The sequence below is a fragment of the Acidobacteriota bacterium genome (assembly GCA_030949985.1).
Classification (GTDB): Bacteria; Acidobacteriota; Polarisedimenticolia; order J045; family J045; genus JALTMS01.
Window position 1 is genome coordinate 92,875 of sequence record JAUZRX010000015.1, and the last position, 15,727, is coordinate 108,601.

Below are 15,727 nucleotides of genomic sequence, written 5' to 3' on the forward strand. Positions count from 1 at the left end.
CGGGCGGTTGTTTCCCGGGCTTCCCGCTCACGGAGGTTCCTCCCCGGAAATTCGGGTGGGGAGCAGCGCTTCCTCCTGCTCGGCCTGCCGCTTGCCGGCTTCCTCGTCGATTCTCCACAGCAGCAAGCCCCCGGCGACGAAGAAGAGCAGCACCGAGGCGACTCCTATCCGCTGGCTGCCGGCAAGGGTTGTCAGCCGACCGAGCAGGAAGGGACCGGCGAAGGATGTCAGCTTGCCGGAGAAGGCGTACAGACCGAAGAATTCCGCCGAGCGGGGCGGGGGCACGAAGCGGGCCATCAGGCTGCGGGAGGCCGATTGGTTGGGACCGACCAGCAGGCCGATGGCCACCCCTCCCACCCAGAGCCAGGTCCTCGTCGGGGCCATGGCGGCGATCAGCGTCGCGCCGATCAGGCCGACAAGGGAGAGGGCGATGACGGTCTTGCCGCCCACCCGGTCGTCGATCATGCCGAAAAAGAGGGCTCCTGCGCCCGCGGCCAGGTTCAGGGTGATGCCGAAGCCGATGATCTCGCTCATCGACATGTCGAAGGTGCCGGCCGCGTAGATGCCGCCGAAGGCGAAGATCGTCACCAGGCCGTCGTTGTAGACCAGCCGGGCGACCAGCAGGCGCATGGCCTGGCGGTAGCCGGCCAGGCGCCGGAGGGTGGCGCCGAGCTGGCGGAAAGAGGCCGCCGCCCGGGGGTCGGGAGGAGCCGGCTCCGGTAGCAGCAACAGGGCGGGCAGGCTGAACAGCAGGAACCACGCCGCCACCACCAGGTTGGCGGCCCGGATGTTGAAGCCGTCGGTGTCCGGCAGCCAGGCGGCCATCGGGCCGACCCGCCACACACAAAGCAGCAGGCCGAACACCAGGCTCAGCAGTCCGCCGGCGTAACCCAGGCCCCAGGCGATGCCGGAGACCAGGCCGAGCCGCCGGCGGTCCACCAGGCCCGGGAGAAAGGCATTGTAGAGCGCCTGCCCCAGTTCGTAGGCCACGTTGGCCGCCACGAACAGGCCCAGGGCCAGCAGCCAGCGGGGCGGCGCCACCAGGCCGAGCAGGGCGGTCGCCGTGATGCAGGTCAGGGTCAGGCCCACCAGCCAGCGCTTCCGGCTCGCACGACGATCCGCCCGGGCTCCGATCACCGGAGCGGCGAAGGCGATGATCAGCGCGGAGAGGGTCACGGCCCAGGACCAGCGCCCGGTTCCCGTCACCTCGTCGGGTGCCATCGCCTTGGTGAACCAGGTGGCGTAGACGAAGGTGACGACAAGGGTCGTGAACGAGGAGTTCGCGAAATCGTACAGGCACCACGCCGCCACCTGGCTCCGGGTGGCCGGACGGGTCCGGCTGTCGGGGCCTGGGCTCACGGATGTCCCCACCCCAGCTTGCCTCTCAGGACCGAGAAGAAGGAACGGCCGGGAGGTCGGAGCAGGCGGATCGGTCGGGAAGCTCCGACGATCGAGACCTTTTCCCCGGCCTCGATGGGGAAGCCCACCTGGCCGTCGAGGGTCACCTGTACGCTGCCGTTGTCCTGCCGGTCGGCCAGGCAGATGGAGATCTTGGCCGAACCCGGCAGGATCAGCGGGCGCTGGGAAAGGCTGTGGGGGCAGATCGGGTTGACGATCAGGGCCTCGACCCCGGGGAGCAGCAGGGGACCGCCGGCGGCCAGGTTGTAGGCCGTCGAGCCGGTGGGCGTGGCGATGATCAGGCCATCGGCCCGGTAGTCGGCCACCCACTCGTCGTCGACGAAGAGGGAGAGACTGAACAGCCGGGCCAGGTGCTTCTTCGAGAGCACCACGTCGTTGAGGGCCAGCGGAACGCTCTCGGCGGGGAGGTCGTCCTTGACCACCTGCAGAGCCCGGCGCGAGTCGATGGGAGCGCGACCGTCGAGGGCGGCGTCGAGAACCGCCTCGGCCTCCTCGCAGCGGGTTTCGGTGAGAAAGCCCAGGGAGCCGAGGTTGATGCCCAGGATCGGAGTCAGGGCCTCCCCGACGGCACGGGCCGAGGCGAGCAGGGTGCCGTCGCCGCCCACGGAAACCACCAGCCGCGCCTGGGCCGCGGCCCTTTCCCGGGATACCGACCGGCTGAGGCCCAGGGACTCCGCGGTGGTTTCATCGGCCAGCACTTCGAAGCCCCGCTCGTCCAGGCGTCGGGCGAGGCGGGCGAGCACCTCGGGAGCGTCGGGGTGGGGTTTGGAGAAGAGTGCCACCTGGGTGGACGTTTCAGTCTGGGGCACGACGGACCTCCTCCTGGATCTTTCCGGCCAGGGCCTCGGGGGGCAGGCCCGGGCCGGCGGCTGTGAGTACGAAGACCTCCCGGTTGCCCTTGGGGCCGGTCACCGGTGAGGCGCGCAGGCCTAGGATCCCCCAATCCCGGGCGGCGAGACAGCGGATCACCTTCTCGACGGCGGCGGCCCGGGTCGCGGGGTCGCGTACCACCCCCTTGGGGCCCACCCGTTCCCGCCCCACCTCGAACTGGGGCTTGACCATGGCCAGCAGCCGCCCTTCAGGGGCCAGGGGCAGCAGGGCGTCGAGTACGAGGGTCAGGGAGATGAACGACAGGTCGGCGGTGACCAGGTCGTAGGGGGCTTCCACCATCGCGGGCGTCAGGTAGCGGGCGTTGACCCCTTCGACCACCCGCACGCGGGGGTCTTCCCTCAGGCGCTGGTCGATCAGGCCCTTGCCCACGTCCACGGCGGTGACGTGGACGGCTCCCCGCTGGAGCAGGACGTCGGTAAATCCCCCCGTGGAGGCGCCCACGTCCAGGCAGCGCAGGCCCCGGGGCTCGACGGCCAGTGGATCGAGGACTCCCGCCAGCTTGGCTCCAGCGCGGGAAGCGTAGAGGCGACCGGGTTTGAGGGTCAGGGTGGCGCCGGCGGGGATTTTCTGGCCCGCCTTGGTGCCGGGCCGGCCGTCGACCAGTACGCGCCCGGCGAGGATCAGGGCCTGGGCTTTCTCGCGGCTGGGAGCCAGACCGGCGCTCACCAGGGCCAGGTCCAGGCGGGAAGGCGGATCGGCGGCGCTCATTTCGATCGATCGATGGCCAGGCGGGCGAGAAGGGTGAGGGGAGCGGTGGCCCCGGGCAGGGCGTCGATGCGGGCCAGGGCCTGGTGCATCAGTTCCCGGGCCCGGCGGCGGGCTTCCTCGAGCCCCACGGCGGCGGTCCAGGTCGCCTTGCCCACCGCCGCATCCTTGCCGGCGGTCTTGCCAAGCTCCTCGGTGCTCGCCGTCACGTCGAGCACGTCGTCCTGAATCTGGAAGGCCAGGCCGATCACCGCGCCGATGGCCTCCATCTCGGTGGCCAGGTCGGCCGTGGCGCCCGCCGCCTCGGCGCCCAGGCGGTGGGACGCGGCCAGCAGGGCCCCGGTCTTGAGCCGGTGGATGGCGGCCACCTGCTCTTCGCCGACCGCGGTGGAGCCCTCGGCCTCCAGGTCGAGGGCCTGGCCCCCCGCCATGCCGGCACCCCCCGCGGCGCGGGCGAGGGTGAGCACGAGGCGGGCGATGCGTTCGGGGGGCAGGTCCGCCGCCGAGAGCGTCTCGAAGGCGAGGGTGTGCAGGGCATCCCCGGCCAGCACCGCCATCGCCTCGCCGTAGACCACGTGGGTGGTGGGCTTGCCCCGCCGCAGGCTGTCGTCGTCCATCGCGGGCAGGTCGTCGTGGACCAGGCTGTAGGTGTGGATCATCTCCACCGCCAGGGCCGGGGCCAGGGCCTGGGCGTCGGTGCCCCCGCAGGCTCGGCAGGCGGCCAGCACGAGCAGCGGCCGCAGGCGCTTGCCGCCGGCGACCAGGGGGTGGGTCATCGCCTCGCGCAGGGGCGCGGGAATATCGGTGCGATCGGCGACACAGGGTCCGAGAAGTCGGTCGATCTGCTCGCGCCAGGCGGCGACGAGGCGCTGGGGCTCGCTGTCGCTCATGGGGCGTCGTCCTCTGGAGGGTCGAAGGGAACGCTGTGGGTGCCCTGGGTCGATTCGAGCAGCATCTCGACCTTCATCTCGGCGTCCCCCAGTCGCTGGTCGAGCTGACTGGCCAGCCGGACTCCCTGTTCGAAGAGTTCGAGGCTCTTTTCGAGGGACAGATCGCCGGTTTCCAGTTGGGCGACGATGCCTTCCAGCTTTTCGAGGGCCTTGTCGAAGGCCTTGGGGGCTTCCTGTCGGCCTGCTTTTTTGTTGGATGTCGTCACGACGGTTTCCTCCTGGGGGGAGGGGAGGGCAGGATTTCCTCGACCCGGGCGCGGGCCGCGCCCCGGGCGAATCGCAGGTGAAGGCTCTGGCCGGCGCGCAGATCGGCCGCGTCCCGTACCAGGCGCCGGTCGTCGGCGGTGACCAGGGCGTAGCCCCGGGAGAGCACGGCGAAGGGCGAGAGGGTTTCGGCCCGGGAGGTCAGCGTCAGCAGCCGCCGCCTTCGCTCGGCCAGAACGCCCCGCTCGGCCTGGGCCAGCGCCTGCAGCGCCTCGGCCAGCTGGTGCCGCCGTGCGGCCAGGTCTCTGGCCATGCGGCGGGGAGAGAGCCGCTCGGCGGTCTCGGCCAGGGCCCGGCGGGAGTCGCTCACCCGCCGCCGGACCGCCCGCTCGAGGCGATGCTGCACTTCGCCCAGGTGCATGTGGAGCCGTTCGAGGCGGAGCGGCACGCCGTGCAGGCCCCGAGAGCCCGAGCAGTGCTGGAGTCGCAGCCGGCGACGATGGATGTGGTGGCGCTGGGCGCGGGCCAGGGCCTTGAGCCACTCGGCGACTCGTGCCCGCAGTTCGGCGCGCTCCCGCACGACGACCTCCGCCGCCGCCGAGGGGGTGGCGGCCCGCAAGTCCGCCGCCAGGTCGGCCAGGGTCGTGTCGATCTCGTGGCCGATGCCGGAGACCAGGGGAACCGGACAGGCGGCCACGGCCCGGACGACACTCTCGTCGTCGAAGGCGGCCAGGTCTTCCCGGGATCCGCCGCCCCGGACCAGGAGCACCACGTCCGGCTCGAGGGCGGCGGCGCGCTGGAGGGCCCGGACGATGTCCCGCGGGGCGGCATCGCCCTGCACCGCGCAGGGGCAGACCGTCACCCGCACGCCGGCGAAACGTCGACGCAGCACCCGCAGCACGTCGCGCACGGCCGCGCCTTCCGGCGAGGTGACCAGGGCGATGTGGGTGGGCAGCCCGGGCAGCGGCTTCTTGCGATCCGGGTCGAAGAGTCCTTCGGCCGCCAGTTTCTTCTTCAACTGGGCCAGGGCCAGGGCGGCCGCGCCGGCACCCCTCGGCTCGATGGCTTCCACCACGAGCTGGTAACGTCCGGCGGCGGCGTAGACTCCCGCCGTGGCGAGTACCAGGACCTGCTGCCCGTCCGCGGGCCGGAACTTCACCCGCTGGTTGCGGCCACGGAACATGGCACAGGAAACCGCGGCCCGGGAGTCCTTGAGGGTGAAGTACCAGTGGCCCGAGCGATGGGCGAGAAAACGGGTGATCTCCCCTTCCACCCACAGGGCGCCGAAGGCATCGGCGAGCAGGGCGTCGGCCCCTTCGTTGAGCTCCCAAACGCTCAGCGGGCGCAGCCGCGAGCCGGGCGACTCGTCGTTGCCTGTCGATGACGGGCCTGCTCGTCTCACCGTCTAGTGGCCTCCGCCGCCACGCTGGATGCGTTCGACTCCCAGGCAGCGGCCGCTTTCGGGGTCGATTTCAAAGAGGGCGCCCCGCAGGCCAGGATCTTCCTGGGCGGGGGCGGCGCGCATGGGCCGACCGGTGCGGAAACGGGCCAGCGCGGCGGCCGTGTCCATCCCGATCACCGATTCGTAGGGGCCGGTCATGCCCAGGTCGGTGATGAAACCCGTGCCTCCGCCAAGCACCCGGGCGTCTGCGGTCTGAACATGGGTGTGCGTGCCGAACACGGCCGCCACCCGTGAATCGAGATGCCGGCCCATGGCCAGCTTTTCGGAGGTGGCCTCCGCGTGGAAGTCGACGATCCGCACATCGGCCAGGCCGGCCACTTCATCGAGGATCTCGTCGGCGGCGCGGAAGGGATCGTCGACCGGGGGCATGAAGATCCGGCCCTGGAGATTGATCACGGCCACCTTCCAGCCGGCTGCCGAAGGGAAGATTTCGACGCCCCTTCCCGGGCAGGGGTCGGGGTAGTTGGCCGGACGCAGCAGGCGGCGCTCGTCTTCGAGCAACTTGGCGTGGGAACGGTGGCCCCAGATGTGGTTTCCCGACGTCAGGCAGTCGGCGCCCGCGAGCAGCACGTCCCGCACGCTTGCCGGATCGGCGCCTCTCCCGGCATGGATGTTTTCCACGTTGACCACGACGAAATCCGCGCCGCTCTCCTCCCGCAGGCCCGGAAGCCAGCGCATCACGGCCTTGCGGCCCGGGTTGCCGAACACGTCACCGATGGCCAAGAGCTTCAAGGGAATTCTCCGGAGGAAACGTGATGCGAAGCATCAGGGGGTCTCGCCGGGGGGGAGGCGGTCACGGCTATACGGCGTAGCTGACCGCCCGGGTTTCGCGGATCACCAGCACGCGGATCTGTCCGGGGTAGTCCACCTGGCGTTCGATGCGCTTGGCCAGTTCCCGGGCCAGGCGCAGGGCGTCGTCATCGCGCATGCGCTCCCCCGAGACGTGGACGCGCATCTCGCGCCCCGCCCGGACGGCCACGGCGCGCTCGATGCCTTCCTCGGCCAGGGCGATCTTCTCCACTTCGGCCAGGCGGTCCATGAAGCGCTGGAGATTTTCGTCGCGGGCTCCCGGCCGGGAGTCCACCAGGCGCCTGGCGGTCACCAGCAGGACGCCTTCCGGTGTGCGGGGAGCGTCCGGCGGCTGGGCCAGGGCGCGGATGGGGGCGGAGACCTCCGGGGCTTCGCCGAAGCGGGTCGCCAGGTCGGCGCTGGCCACGGCGGGGTGGGTCAGCAGGGGGGTGCTCTCGGCGCGAGCCACCGCGTGCAGCAGGGCGGCCCGCCGCAGGGTGTCGCCGCTTTCCATGATTTCGTCGGCCAGCATGCCGGCGAGCTGGGCCATTTCCATCGAGCGCCGCAGCAGATCCTGGCCGTGCACCCGCAGGAAAGAGAGGCGGCCGAGCAGGAGTACCAGTCGCTCGTGGAGTCCGGTGACGCCCAGTTCATAGGCCGCGGCCTCGCCCCGCTCGCGGGCCTCCTCGTCGGCGTCGGCCCGGGTCTTCTCCACCACCTCTTCGATGCGGGCCGGGTGGATGCGTCCATCCTCCACCAGCAGCCGCAGGGCGCGGGCGGCGATGGCCCGCCGGAGGGGGTCCCAGCAGGAGAGCAGGATCGCCTGGGGGGTGTCGTCCACCAGCACGTCGACCCCGGTGACCTGTTCGAAGGCGCGGATATTCCGCCCTTCGCGCCCGATCACCCGGCCCTTCATCTCGTCGCTGGGCAGCTTGACGACGGTGATCGTGCCCTCGCCGGCGACCCGGCCCTTGACCGAGCCCATGGCGATCAGCGCCGCCTCCCGGGCGGTGCGTTCGGCGGCCGCCCGCGCCTGGCGGTCGGCCTTCTGGATGACCCGCGCCACCTCGCCCTGGATTTCCTCGGCGACACGCTCGAGCAGGCGCTGCCGGGCTTCCTCGCGGTCCATGCCGGCAACCTTCTCGAGTTTCTGCTCCCAGCGTGCTTCGGCTTGCTCGAGGTCTTTTTCCCGTCGGCTGACCGCGGCGGCGCGCTGATCGAGCTTGCCGGCGAGTTCGGCCAGTTCCTCGGCCCGGCTGTCGACGGCGGCCGCCCGCTCTTCGAGCTTGACCCGCCGTTCGGAGAGATCTTCCTTGCGCTGCTTGAGTTCGCGTTCACGGCCGTCGAGTTCGCTTTGCCGGCGTTTGTACTCCCGGCGCAGACGTTTTTCTTCGCGCCGGGAACGGCGGCGCACCTCGTCGCGGATCTTCTCTTCCTGTTCGGATTCCAGCTGGCCGACCCGGGCGAGCAGTTCGTCGTACCGGCGGCCGCGGCGCAGAAAAGCGACGCCCAGCGCGATGGCGCCGAGGGCCAGGAGGATACAGAGGATCAAAAGGAAAGAACCCGTCATCGGGATCGTTACCCCTAAAGTTGAGGAAAGAGCATGAAAACCGATCGGCAGATCCCCCTGTCGGGGAGTGGCTGCCCCGGAGGCCGTTGAAGCCGGTACGGCCAGGTGGGTGCCCTCCCGCCGGTTTAGGCTTCCTCCCGGCGGCCGGAGCCTCGGGGAGGCCTGCGCACCGCCGGCGGAGTCCGGGCTCCCGGGAACAAGCTGTTGGCTCAATCGCTCCAGGGGGCGGGCCACCCGGGGGACTGCCGATCGGCCCTAGTATGTTCGTCAGCGGGTCCGGGGGTCAAACGGCGCTCGAAGGGTTTTCTTCCGCGGGCGGGGAGGCGGCTTCCCACTCGGCAGCCAGATTCTCGAGGTGTCTTTCGAGTCGGCGGGACCGACGTTGCAGCTCACCGAGGCGGGTGCGCAGGGAATCCCGCTCGTCTTCCGCCTGGGCCGCCAGGTTGAGAGCCGTCAGGACGGCCGCCTTGTAGCCGGCGGCTCCGGGATCGGGACCGGCGATCGAGCGCAGGGTGGCGTCGACCCGCGCCGCCAGCCTCGCCAGGCGGACGGGGTCGTCGCCCCGCAGGCGGTACATCCGTCCTCCGATCTGGACCTCGACGGGGCGGTTGGGTGGACCCTCGCTCATGGTGCCCTCCTCGCTATCGCGGTGACGGCGGGATTATACCTGGATGCTAGAATCGCGGACCATCGGAGTGGGGCGCCCCGCGGGGCCGCCGAGGGAGAAGCCGGGGATGAACGACGCGTTGCGTGAACTCGACGTCAAGCTGCTGCAGTGCCTGCAGGAGGAGGGCGATCGGCCGACGGTCACGGAGGTAGCCCGGCGGTTGGGGTGTGATCAGAGCCCTGTGGCGGCCACGGTCACCGGGCTCGCCGAGCGTGGCCTGGTCGAGGTGGAAGAGAGCGCCGTGGTGGAGTTGCGTACCGGGGCGCGGGCCGGGCAGTGGGAGCAGGGTCGTTGCCCCGAACGTCGTGTCGCGTCGGCTCTCGCGGCGGCCGGCGGTCGGGCGGGCATCCGCGACCTGCCCGGGATCAGCGGCCTCGAAGCGCGGGAGATCGGCCAGTCGCTGAAATACCTCGCCCAGCGGAACTGGGCTTCCAAGCAAGGTGCGGAGCTGACGCTTGGCGAGGACTGGAAGGGGGATGATGGCCCGCCGCCCCAGCCCGACGAGATCCTCGTCGCCTACTTGCTGGAACGGGGACCGGCGACGAAGGCGGTCATCGCCGAGGCGGGCATCGATGTGGAGGCCGCACTCGCCCTGCTCGCCCGGCGGCCCGGTGTCGTCGAGCAGAAAGAGCGGCGGCAGCGTCGCGTGGGCCTGACGGCGGCCGGTCGCGAGCGGGTCGCCGCCGGCCTCGAAGCGCGGGAGGAGGTCAGTGAACTGACCACCGAACTGCTGGTCTCCGGGCGGTGGAAGGAGGTCAGTTTCCGGGCCTACGACGTGAGCCTGCCCGGTCGGACGCCGATGCGAGGCAAGGAACATCCCTTCCGCAGGATCCTCGAGGAGACTCGTACGGCCTTTTTGCACATGGGCTTCGAGGAAACCGCCAGTCCCTGGGTCGAATCGGCCTTCTGGGATTTCGACGCGCTCTTTCAACCCCAGGACCATCCCGCCCGGGACATGCAGGACACCTTCTACGTCGGTCGCCCGGCGACCTGCGGGCTGCCGGCGGAAGAATGGGTCGAGCGGGTGCGCGCAACCCACGAGACGGGTGGAAGCAGCGGTTCGATGGGCTGGCGCTATCCCTGGAACCGGGATCTGGCCCGCCGCTGCGTGCTGCGCACGCACACCACGGCGGCGACGGTGCGGGAGTTGGCCCGCCGCCCCGATCCGCCGCGCAAGGTCTTTTGCGTGGGGCCGGTCTTCCGGCGCGAGACCATCGACTACAAGCACCTGCCGGTCTTCCACCAGGTCGACGGCATCGTGATCGACGCCCAGGCCTCTTTTTCCGCGCTGCTGACCCTGCTGACGACGTTCTACCGCAAGATGGGTTTCGAGAAGATCCAGTTCCGCCCCGCCTTCTTTCCCTACACCGAGCCCTCGGTGGAGGTCTTCGTCTGGATGGAAAGCCGCAAGGACTGGGTGGAGATGGGGGGATCGGGGATCTTCCGCCCCGAGGTGACCGAGCCGCTGGGATGCAAGGTGCCCGTGTTGGCATGGGGCCTGGGTCTCGAACGCCTGGCCATGTTTCGCTACGGTCTGTCCGATATCCGGGAGCTCTACCTCTCCCACCTGGACTGGCTCAAGGAGGTGCCCCAATGCCGGTGATCGGCATTCCTCTCGACGAGTTCTTCGCCTTCTACGGCGAGACCCTCGACGTGGAAGAGCTCGAGCATCAGCTCCACCGCTTCGGCTGTTCGGTGGAAGGCTGGGCCACCCTCAAGCGCTACCGCTGCGCCTGCTGTGGCGCCATTTCAGAGAGTCCCGAACAGGACCTGCGTCCGGCGGTCTGCGAGGGCTGCGGCTGTGATCTGCGCTCCACCGCCGATGCGGCCACCTTCGAAGGCGAAGTGCGGGTGCTGAAGATGGAATTGCTCGCCGTGCGTCCCGACCTTTTTCACCCGGCGGGTCTGGCGCGGGCCATGCGGGGCTTTCTCGGCCGGGAGAGCGGTGCGCCCGACTACCGGCTCGAGCGGGGAGAGTGGGAGCTGAGCGTGGATCCGGCCCTCGATGGCCCCGACGTGCGCCGCCCGCGCATCGCCGCCGCCATCGTGCGTGGCTTGAGCTTCGACGACGCCTCCCTGCGCTCGCTGATGAAACTGCAGGAGAATCTTCACTGGGCGCTGGGGCGGGACCGGAAGCTGGCGTCCATCGGCGTCTACGACCTGGATCGACTCGAGGGCCCGAGCTTGAGTTACCGCGCGGTGGATCCCGGCGCCCTGCGCTTCGTGCCTCTCGGCTTCGATCCGGCGGATCCCGCCGCGGCGCTGACGCCGGCGGAGGTGCTCGAGCGCCATCCCAAGGGGCGGGCTTTCTCCCGGCTGCTCGCCGGGGCCCGCAAGGTGCCCGTACTGCTCGATGCGGCGCAGGCCGTGCTCTCCATGCCCCCGATCATCAACAGTGAAGCCACCCGCGTCACCCTCGACACGCGGCAGGCCCTGATCGACGTGACGGGCATGGAAGACCGGCACGTGGAGCGCGCCCTGAACATCGTCCTGACCAGCCTGCTCGAGAGCTGTCCGGGGGCCTGGGGCGAGAGCCTCGAGGTGATCTATCACGGGGAGCGGCGCCGCACCCCTCGACTCGAGCCCCAGGTCGTGGAGTTGGACCCCACCGCCGCATCGGCGTTGATCGGGCAGCCCTGGTCGGCGGACGAGGTGGTGGAGTTGCTGGGGCGGATGCGTCACGACGCACGGGTCCAGGATGGCCGGGTGCGCGTGGAGGTGCCGGCCTGGCGGGCCGACATCCTGCACCCGCGCGACCTGGTCGAGGATGTGGCCATTGCCCATGGCTATGACAACCTGCCGAGGGTCGAACTCGGCGGCGCCACCTTCGCCCAGCCCCATCCCCGGGAGGTGGCCTCCGAGCGGGCCCGCCGGGTGCTGCTCGGCCTGGGGGCGATGGAGGTGATGACGCTCGCGTTGAGTTGCGAAGAGACGACCTACGACCGGACGGGTCTCGCCGACCGGGATGAGCAGGTCAAGCTGGAGCATCCGATCTCCGTCGAGCAGACCATGCTGCGGATTTCCCTGGTTCCCGGCTTGATGGAGACTCTCGCCGTCAACCTGGGTCATGCCTATCCTCAGCGCCTGTTCGAGGTGGGGTCCGTGAGCCTGGTGGATGCGGACGCCGAGACCGGGGCCCGTGAGGAACTGCGTGCGGCCCTGGCGCTGGCCGGAGACGGCATCGGCTACGCGGACATTCGAGCGATGGCCGATCTCTTCGTGACCGAGTGGGGCCGGCCTCTCGAGGATGTGCGCCCGGTGGAAGAGAAGCTCTTCCTCCCCGGTCGCGGGGCCGGCATCTGGTCTTCCGGCCGTTGCGTCGCCCGCTTCGGCGAGGTGCACCCGGCGGTGCTGGAGTGCTATCGCGTGATTCACCCCGTGGTGGTTGCGGAATTCGACCTGGAGTTCCTTTCCCGCACGCCCTGATCACCACCCGGCCGTGGAGGGGGGCGAGTGTTCTATCTCGAGGCGCGCATCAGTGGCCAGGTGGTCCGCTGGCCGTTGAGTGAGGGCGAAAGCCTGCTGGGTCGCGGCGACGAGTGCGATCTTCCCGTCGACGAGGGCTCGGTGTCTCCACGGCACCTGCGTCTGCGGCTGGCAGCGGGGCGGTTGAGCATCGAGGACCTGGGCAGCGCCAATGGACTGTGGGTCGGTGGTGAGCGCGTGGCCCGGGCGGAGCTGGGGACCGACGAATGGTTCGCCGCCGGCACCGTGCTGCTCGCCTTGCGGGAAGGGCTGAGCCTGGGTGTGGGGGAGCGCGGTGAAGTGTTCCGCAGCTCCCTTCTGACGCGGCGGGGAGGCCCGCCCATCGATGTGGATGCCCTTCCCGCCGGTCTGCCCGCCCGCGGGGAGAGCGGGAGTCTCGAAGCCATGCTCGGGCAACTCGACCGCCTTCTTTCGGGAGAGGATCCCGAGGACCGCTGCCGGTCCCTGTTGCGATGGTTGGCCGAACAGGTGGGTGGGAAGACGGTGCTCCTCTTCCGTCGTGGGGAGGCGGGTGGAGCGTGGGCTCTGCGCGGAGAGTGGGGTGCCGGGGTGGGCGAGGCGCTCGGCGAGCGCGCCCTGTCCGAAGCGCTCGGTCCCGGCGGGTCGAAACGGGTGGGCGAGGCGCTGGTGCTCGCCGGCGGGCCGCGTGGTGGTGACTGGCGGCTGGTGATCGATCCGGCGCCCGACGGCCCGGTGTGGCTGCCCGTGGCGCGTCTCGTGCTTCACCTGCTGGCCCCCGACGCGGCCGCGGGTGAGCCGGCCGAGGCCCGGAGCGCCGGCTCGGCCCGCGGCGGGGGGCACGCGGCTCCCGACGCCGACGAGCCCTTCCTCGCGCTCTCCGAGTTGACCCTGCGCGTCTTGCGGGACGTGGATCGCCTTGCGGCCACGGACCTGCCCGTGATGCTCCACGGCGAATCCGGTACGGGCAAGGAGCTGCTGGCCAGGCGCCTGCATCGCCATTCCCCCCGGCCCGGGGGACCTTTCGTCGCCATCAACTGCGCGGCGTTGCCGGCCGACCTGCTGGAGGCCGAACTCTTCGGCATCGAGCAAGGGGTGGCCACCGGCGTCAGTGCGCGTCGGGGACGCTTCCAACTGGCTTCCGGCGGCACCCTCTTCCTCGACGAAGTGGCGGACCTGCCGCCGGCCCTGCAGCCCAAGCTCCTGAGGGCTCTCGAAAGCCTGGAGATCACGCCCCTCGGCGCCCCGTCTCCGGTATCCGTCCACGTGCGCCTGGTCGCGGCCAGCCACCAGGACCTCGAGCAGCGGGTAAGGGAGGGGACTTTTCGCCGGGACCTGCTCTACCGCCTGGCGGGGGCGGTGGTGGAGGTACCGCCCCTGCGGGAGCGGCCGGAGGAGATTCTTCCGCTGGCACGGCGCTTCGCCAGTCAGGCCGCGGGAGTCCGGGGTGGCTCCTTCGAGGGCATCGACGTGCGCGCGGCCCGGCAACTGTTGAACTACGACTGGCCGGGAAACGTACGTGAACTGCGCCACGTGGTCTTCCGCGCCCTGGCCCTGGCCGACGGGCCGATTCTTCACGAGGACCTGCTGCCCGCCGAGGTCCGCGGCGCGGCGGACGAGGGCAAGGGAGAGATCTTCCTCGGACTCGGCGGAACCTACCGCGGCGCCCGGGAACGTTTCGAGCGACTCTATTTCACGAGCCTGCTGGAGAGTTGCGGCGGCAATCACGCCGAGGCGGCCCGTCGGGCCGGTCTCTCCCGCTCCTCGCTCTACCGCAAGCTCGCGGAACTCGGCTTGCGGGAAGGGCCGGGATGAATGCTGTAGAGCAGCCAGCGGGTATCCACCCCGCCGATGCGCACGGGAAAGCGGCGATCGGCTCGAAGTCCGAGATGGCGGGTGAGGGCGGGGTCGCCACTGAGCACCGCCAGCCGCCAGCCCGGAAGCCGCCTGGCGAGGGTGCCCAGCGCGCGCCAGAGCGTCGAGGGGTCGCCGCCCAGGCGCCGTCCCCAAGGAGGGTTGGTGACGATCCAGCCCGGGCCGGTCGGCAGGGCCCGGACATCGAGGCGATCCACCGCGCACGCCCGGATCCGTGCCACCTCGTCGAGGCCGTAGTGGGTCAGGATGCGTCGCGCCTGGGCGATCACCCCGGCCTCGGCGTCGAAGCCCCAGCCCAGTGTGCCGGCCGGGGTCTGCGGACCCGCGGGAACGAGGGCTTCCAGGTCGAGGCTAGAGAAACGCGGCAGGCGTGAGAGGGCCAACTCGCGGGGTCGGCGTCCCGCGGGCATCCCCAGGGCCACCGCCAAGGTCTCGGCGAGCAGGGTTCCCGACCCGCAAAAGGGGTCGATGATCGGGCGATCGGCTCCGATGCCGGCCAGGTGGGCCAGGCCCGCCGCCACATCCTCCCGCAGGGGAGCGGGGGCGCGCCGGCCGGTGCCCCGGGCATGGAGGGAGCGGGCCGCCAGGTCCAGGCCGACTTCGGCGCCCCCGGAGCCGAGGTGCAGGTCGACCAGGATGTCCGGGCGCTCGAGATCGACCGGGGGAGGCTCGAGGCGCCGACGGACGAAACGGTCACGGATGCCGTCGGCGACCACCTGGGCGGCGAAACCGGTATGGGTCAGGGCCTGGCTGCGTCCGCCGGCCCGGACCCGCCAACTCCGTTGCCGGGGCAGGAGGCTCTCCCAGGGCAGGGCGGCGACGGCGGCCGTCAACCCATCCCGGGTCGTGGCCAGTTGCGTCCCCACCTCCCAGATCACTCGCGAAACCGTGCGCAGGGACAGGGTGAGTCGGGCTGCTGTCGCGGTGTCCACCTCGAGCCGCACGAAGCCCCGACCGACCCGGGTGCACACCAAACCCTCCCGCTCGACCTCGCGAGCCACGGCCTGCTCGAGGCCGCCGGCAGCGCAGAGGCGGAGCTGCATCACCGCCGGGGGGGGGAAGGGGGAGGGGGGGCGATCAGCCGAGGGCTGTGCGCGCCCGCTCCGCGAGGGAGGCGAAGGCCTCGGGCTGGGAGACGGCCAGTTCCGCGAGGATCTTGCGGTCGATCGCCACACCCGCCTTGTTCAGGCCGTCGATCATCCTGCTGTAGCTGAGCCCATGGATCCGGGCTGCGGCGCCGATGCGGGTGATCCAGAGACGGCGGAACTGGCGCTTCTTCTGCCGCCGGTCGCGATAGGCGAAATCGAGGGAACGATCCACCTGTTCGCGGGCGATCCGGTAGCAGTTGCTCTTGCTCAGGTAATAGCCCTTGGCGCGATCGAGGATCTTCTTGCGCCGCTGGCGACGGTTCTTGCCCCGTTTGACTCTCGGCATCTTTCATCTCCTTCGACGGGCGGCGAAGTGGCCGCCTGTCGTTCCCGGGCCGGACGGGCAATCGAGGGTCCCGGCCGCGGGTCAGGGGGTCGTGCCGCTACCTACCTGTAGCGCCGACCGTAGGGAAGCATGTGGCTGACCGCCTCCTGGTCCGCATCGGAGACCATGGTCTCCATGTCCAGGTGGCGCTTACGCTTGGGGTCCTTCTTGGTCAGGATGTGGCTCTTGTAGGCCTTCGAGCGCTTGAATCGTCCGCTCGCCGTGGCTTTGAAACGCTTGGCCGCACCCCGGTGGGTCTTGAGCTTGGGCATGTTCTC

Annotated in this window: 15 protein-coding genes and 1 other RNA gene; 3 read left to right on the forward strand and 13 right to left on the reverse strand. The window is 70.6% G+C overall.

What is annotated here, in order from left to right:
- Window positions 1–27 precede the first annotated feature (27 nt).
- From Q9Q40_03060 to Q9Q40_03105, 10 genes are all read right to left on the reverse strand, one after another.
- Window positions 28–1,359, reverse strand: coding sequence for an MFS transporter (locus Q9Q40_03060; protein ID MDQ7006191.1), 1,332 nt, complete (start codon window positions 1,357–1,359; stop codon window positions 28–30).
- Complete coding sequence (locus tag Q9Q40_03065) at window positions 1,356–2,228, reverse strand: NAD(+)/NADH kinase (GenBank protein ID MDQ7006192.1); 873 nt, start codon at window positions 2,226–2,228, stop codon at window positions 1,356–1,358. Before Q9Q40_03065 ends, Q9Q40_03060 begins: the two co-directional genes overlap by 4 nt.
- Window positions 2,215–3,018 (reverse strand): TlyA family RNA methyltransferase, encoded by an 804-nt coding sequence (locus Q9Q40_03070; protein ID MDQ7006193.1) that lies wholly within the window; start codon window positions 3,016–3,018, stop codon window positions 2,215–2,217. The genes Q9Q40_03065 and Q9Q40_03070 overlap by 14 nt, the downstream gene beginning before the upstream one ends.
- The gene (locus tag Q9Q40_03075; protein ID MDQ7006194.1) at window positions 3,015–3,905 is read right to left on the reverse strand and encodes a polyprenyl synthetase family protein; all 891 of its coding nucleotides are present in this window, start codon (window positions 3,903–3,905) and stop codon (window positions 3,015–3,017) included. Before Q9Q40_03075 ends, Q9Q40_03070 begins: the two co-directional genes overlap by 4 nt.
- Window positions 3,902–4,171 (reverse strand): exodeoxyribonuclease VII small subunit, encoded by a 270-nt coding sequence (locus Q9Q40_03080; GenBank protein MDQ7006195.1) that lies wholly within the window; start codon window positions 4,169–4,171, stop codon window positions 3,902–3,904. Before Q9Q40_03080 ends, Q9Q40_03075 begins: the two co-directional genes overlap by 4 nt.
- Window positions 4,168–5,571: an exodeoxyribonuclease VII large subunit gene (gene xseA / locus Q9Q40_03085; GenBank protein ID MDQ7006196.1), complete on the reverse strand. Its 1,404-nt coding sequence runs from the start codon at window positions 5,569–5,571 to the stop codon at window positions 4,168–4,170. Before xseA ends, Q9Q40_03080 begins: the two co-directional genes overlap by 4 nt.
- A 3-nt stretch (window positions 5,572–5,574) precedes the next feature.
- The gene (locus Q9Q40_03090) at window positions 5,575–6,363 is read right to left on the reverse strand and encodes a TIGR00282 family metallophosphoesterase (protein MDQ7006197.1); all 789 of its coding nucleotides are present in this window, start codon (window positions 6,361–6,363) and stop codon (window positions 5,575–5,577) included.
- A gap of 67 nt (window positions 6,364–6,430) precedes the next feature.
- Window positions 6,431–7,990, reverse strand: coding sequence for an Rnase Y domain-containing protein (locus tag Q9Q40_03095; GenBank protein MDQ7006198.1), 1,560 nt, complete (start codon window positions 7,988–7,990; stop codon window positions 6,431–6,433).
- A gap of 86 nt (window positions 7,991–8,076) precedes the next feature.
- A non-coding RNA gene (gene ssrS / locus Q9Q40_03100) (6S RNA) lies at window positions 8,077–8,203 on the reverse strand.
- A 70-nt stretch (window positions 8,204–8,273) separates the two neighbouring features.
- Window positions 8,274–8,618 (reverse strand): cell division protein ZapA, encoded by a 345-nt coding sequence (locus tag Q9Q40_03105; protein ID MDQ7006199.1) that lies wholly within the window; start codon window positions 8,616–8,618, stop codon window positions 8,274–8,276.
- A 106-nt stretch (window positions 8,619–8,724) separates the two neighbouring features.
- Here Q9Q40_03105 and Q9Q40_03110 point away from each other — a divergent pair, with 106 nt between their 5' ends.
- From Q9Q40_03110 to Q9Q40_03120, 3 genes are read left to right on the forward strand one after another with little or no spacing between them, the layout of a single operon-like run.
- Entirely contained in the window at window positions 8,725–10,260 is a 1,536-nt protein-coding gene (locus tag Q9Q40_03110) for a phenylalanine--tRNA ligase subunit alpha (protein MDQ7006200.1), read from the forward strand.
- On the forward strand, window positions 10,251–12,083 hold the full coding sequence (gene pheT, locus Q9Q40_03115) for a phenylalanine--tRNA ligase subunit beta (GenBank protein MDQ7006201.1): 1,833 nt from the start codon (window positions 10,251–10,253) through the stop codon (window positions 12,081–12,083). The genes Q9Q40_03110 and pheT overlap by 10 nt, the downstream gene beginning before the upstream one ends.
- A 27-nt stretch (window positions 12,084–12,110) precedes the next feature.
- The gene (locus Q9Q40_03120) at window positions 12,111–13,916 is read left to right on the forward strand and encodes a sigma 54-interacting transcriptional regulator (GenBank protein ID MDQ7006202.1); all 1,806 of its coding nucleotides are present in this window, start codon (window positions 12,111–12,113) and stop codon (window positions 13,914–13,916) included.
- Here Q9Q40_03120 and Q9Q40_03125 read toward each other — a convergent pair.
- From Q9Q40_03125 to rpmI, 3 genes are all read right to left on the reverse strand, one after another.
- Window positions 13,871–15,019, reverse strand: coding sequence for a THUMP domain-containing protein (locus tag Q9Q40_03125; protein ID MDQ7006203.1), 1,149 nt, complete (start codon window positions 15,017–15,019; stop codon window positions 13,871–13,873). The two genes, Q9Q40_03120 and Q9Q40_03125, sit on opposite strands and share 46 nt — an antisense overlap.
- 34 nt (window positions 15,020–15,053) lie before the next feature.
- Entirely contained in the window at window positions 15,054–15,410 is a 357-nt protein-coding gene (rplT, locus tag Q9Q40_03130; GenBank protein ID MDQ7006204.1) for a 50S ribosomal protein L20, read from the reverse strand.
- Between the two features lie 101 nt (window positions 15,411–15,511).
- Window positions 15,512–15,721, reverse strand: a complete 210-nt coding sequence (gene rpmI, locus Q9Q40_03135; protein ID MDQ7006205.1) for a 50S ribosomal protein L35 — start codon at window positions 15,719–15,721, stop codon at window positions 15,512–15,514.
- Between the last annotated feature and the right edge of the window lie 6 nt (window positions 15,722–15,727).

Excerpts from the sequence above, each read along its gene's own strand:
- Q9Q40_03070 (MDQ7006193.1), bottom strand. The coding sequence starts at position 3,018 with ATGAGCGCCGCCGATCCGCCTTCCCGCCTGGACCTGGCCCTGGTGAGC.
- Q9Q40_03075 (MDQ7006194.1), bottom strand. The coding sequence starts at position 3,905 with ATGAGCGACAGCGAGCCCCAGCGCCTCGTCGCCGCCTGGCGCGAGCAG.
- Q9Q40_03095 (MDQ7006198.1), bottom strand. The coding sequence starts at position 7,990 with ATGACGGGTTCTTTCCTTTTGATCCTCTGTATCCTCCTGGCCCTCGGC.
- Q9Q40_03105 (MDQ7006199.1), bottom strand. The coding sequence starts at position 8,618 with ATGAGCGAGGGTCCACCCAACCGCCCCGTCGAGGTCCAGATCGGAGGA.
- Q9Q40_03110 (MDQ7006200.1), top strand. The coding sequence starts at position 8,725 with ATGAACGACGCGTTGCGTGAACTCGACGTCAAGCTGCTGCAGTGCCTG.
- pheT (MDQ7006201.1), top strand. The coding sequence starts at position 10,251 with ATGCCGGTGATCGGCATTCCTCTCGACGAGTTCTTCGCCTTCTACGGC.
- Q9Q40_03125 (MDQ7006203.1), bottom strand. The coding sequence starts at position 15,019 with ATGCAGCTCCGCCTCTGCGCTGCCGGCGGCCTCGAGCAGGCCGTGGCT.
- rplT (MDQ7006204.1), bottom strand. The coding sequence starts at position 15,410 with ATGCCGAGAGTCAAACGGGGCAAGAACCGTCGCCAGCGGCGCAAGAAG.
- rpmI (MDQ7006205.1), bottom strand. The coding sequence starts at position 15,721 with ATGCCCAAGCTCAAGACCCACCGGGGTGCGGCCAAGCGTTTCAAAGCC.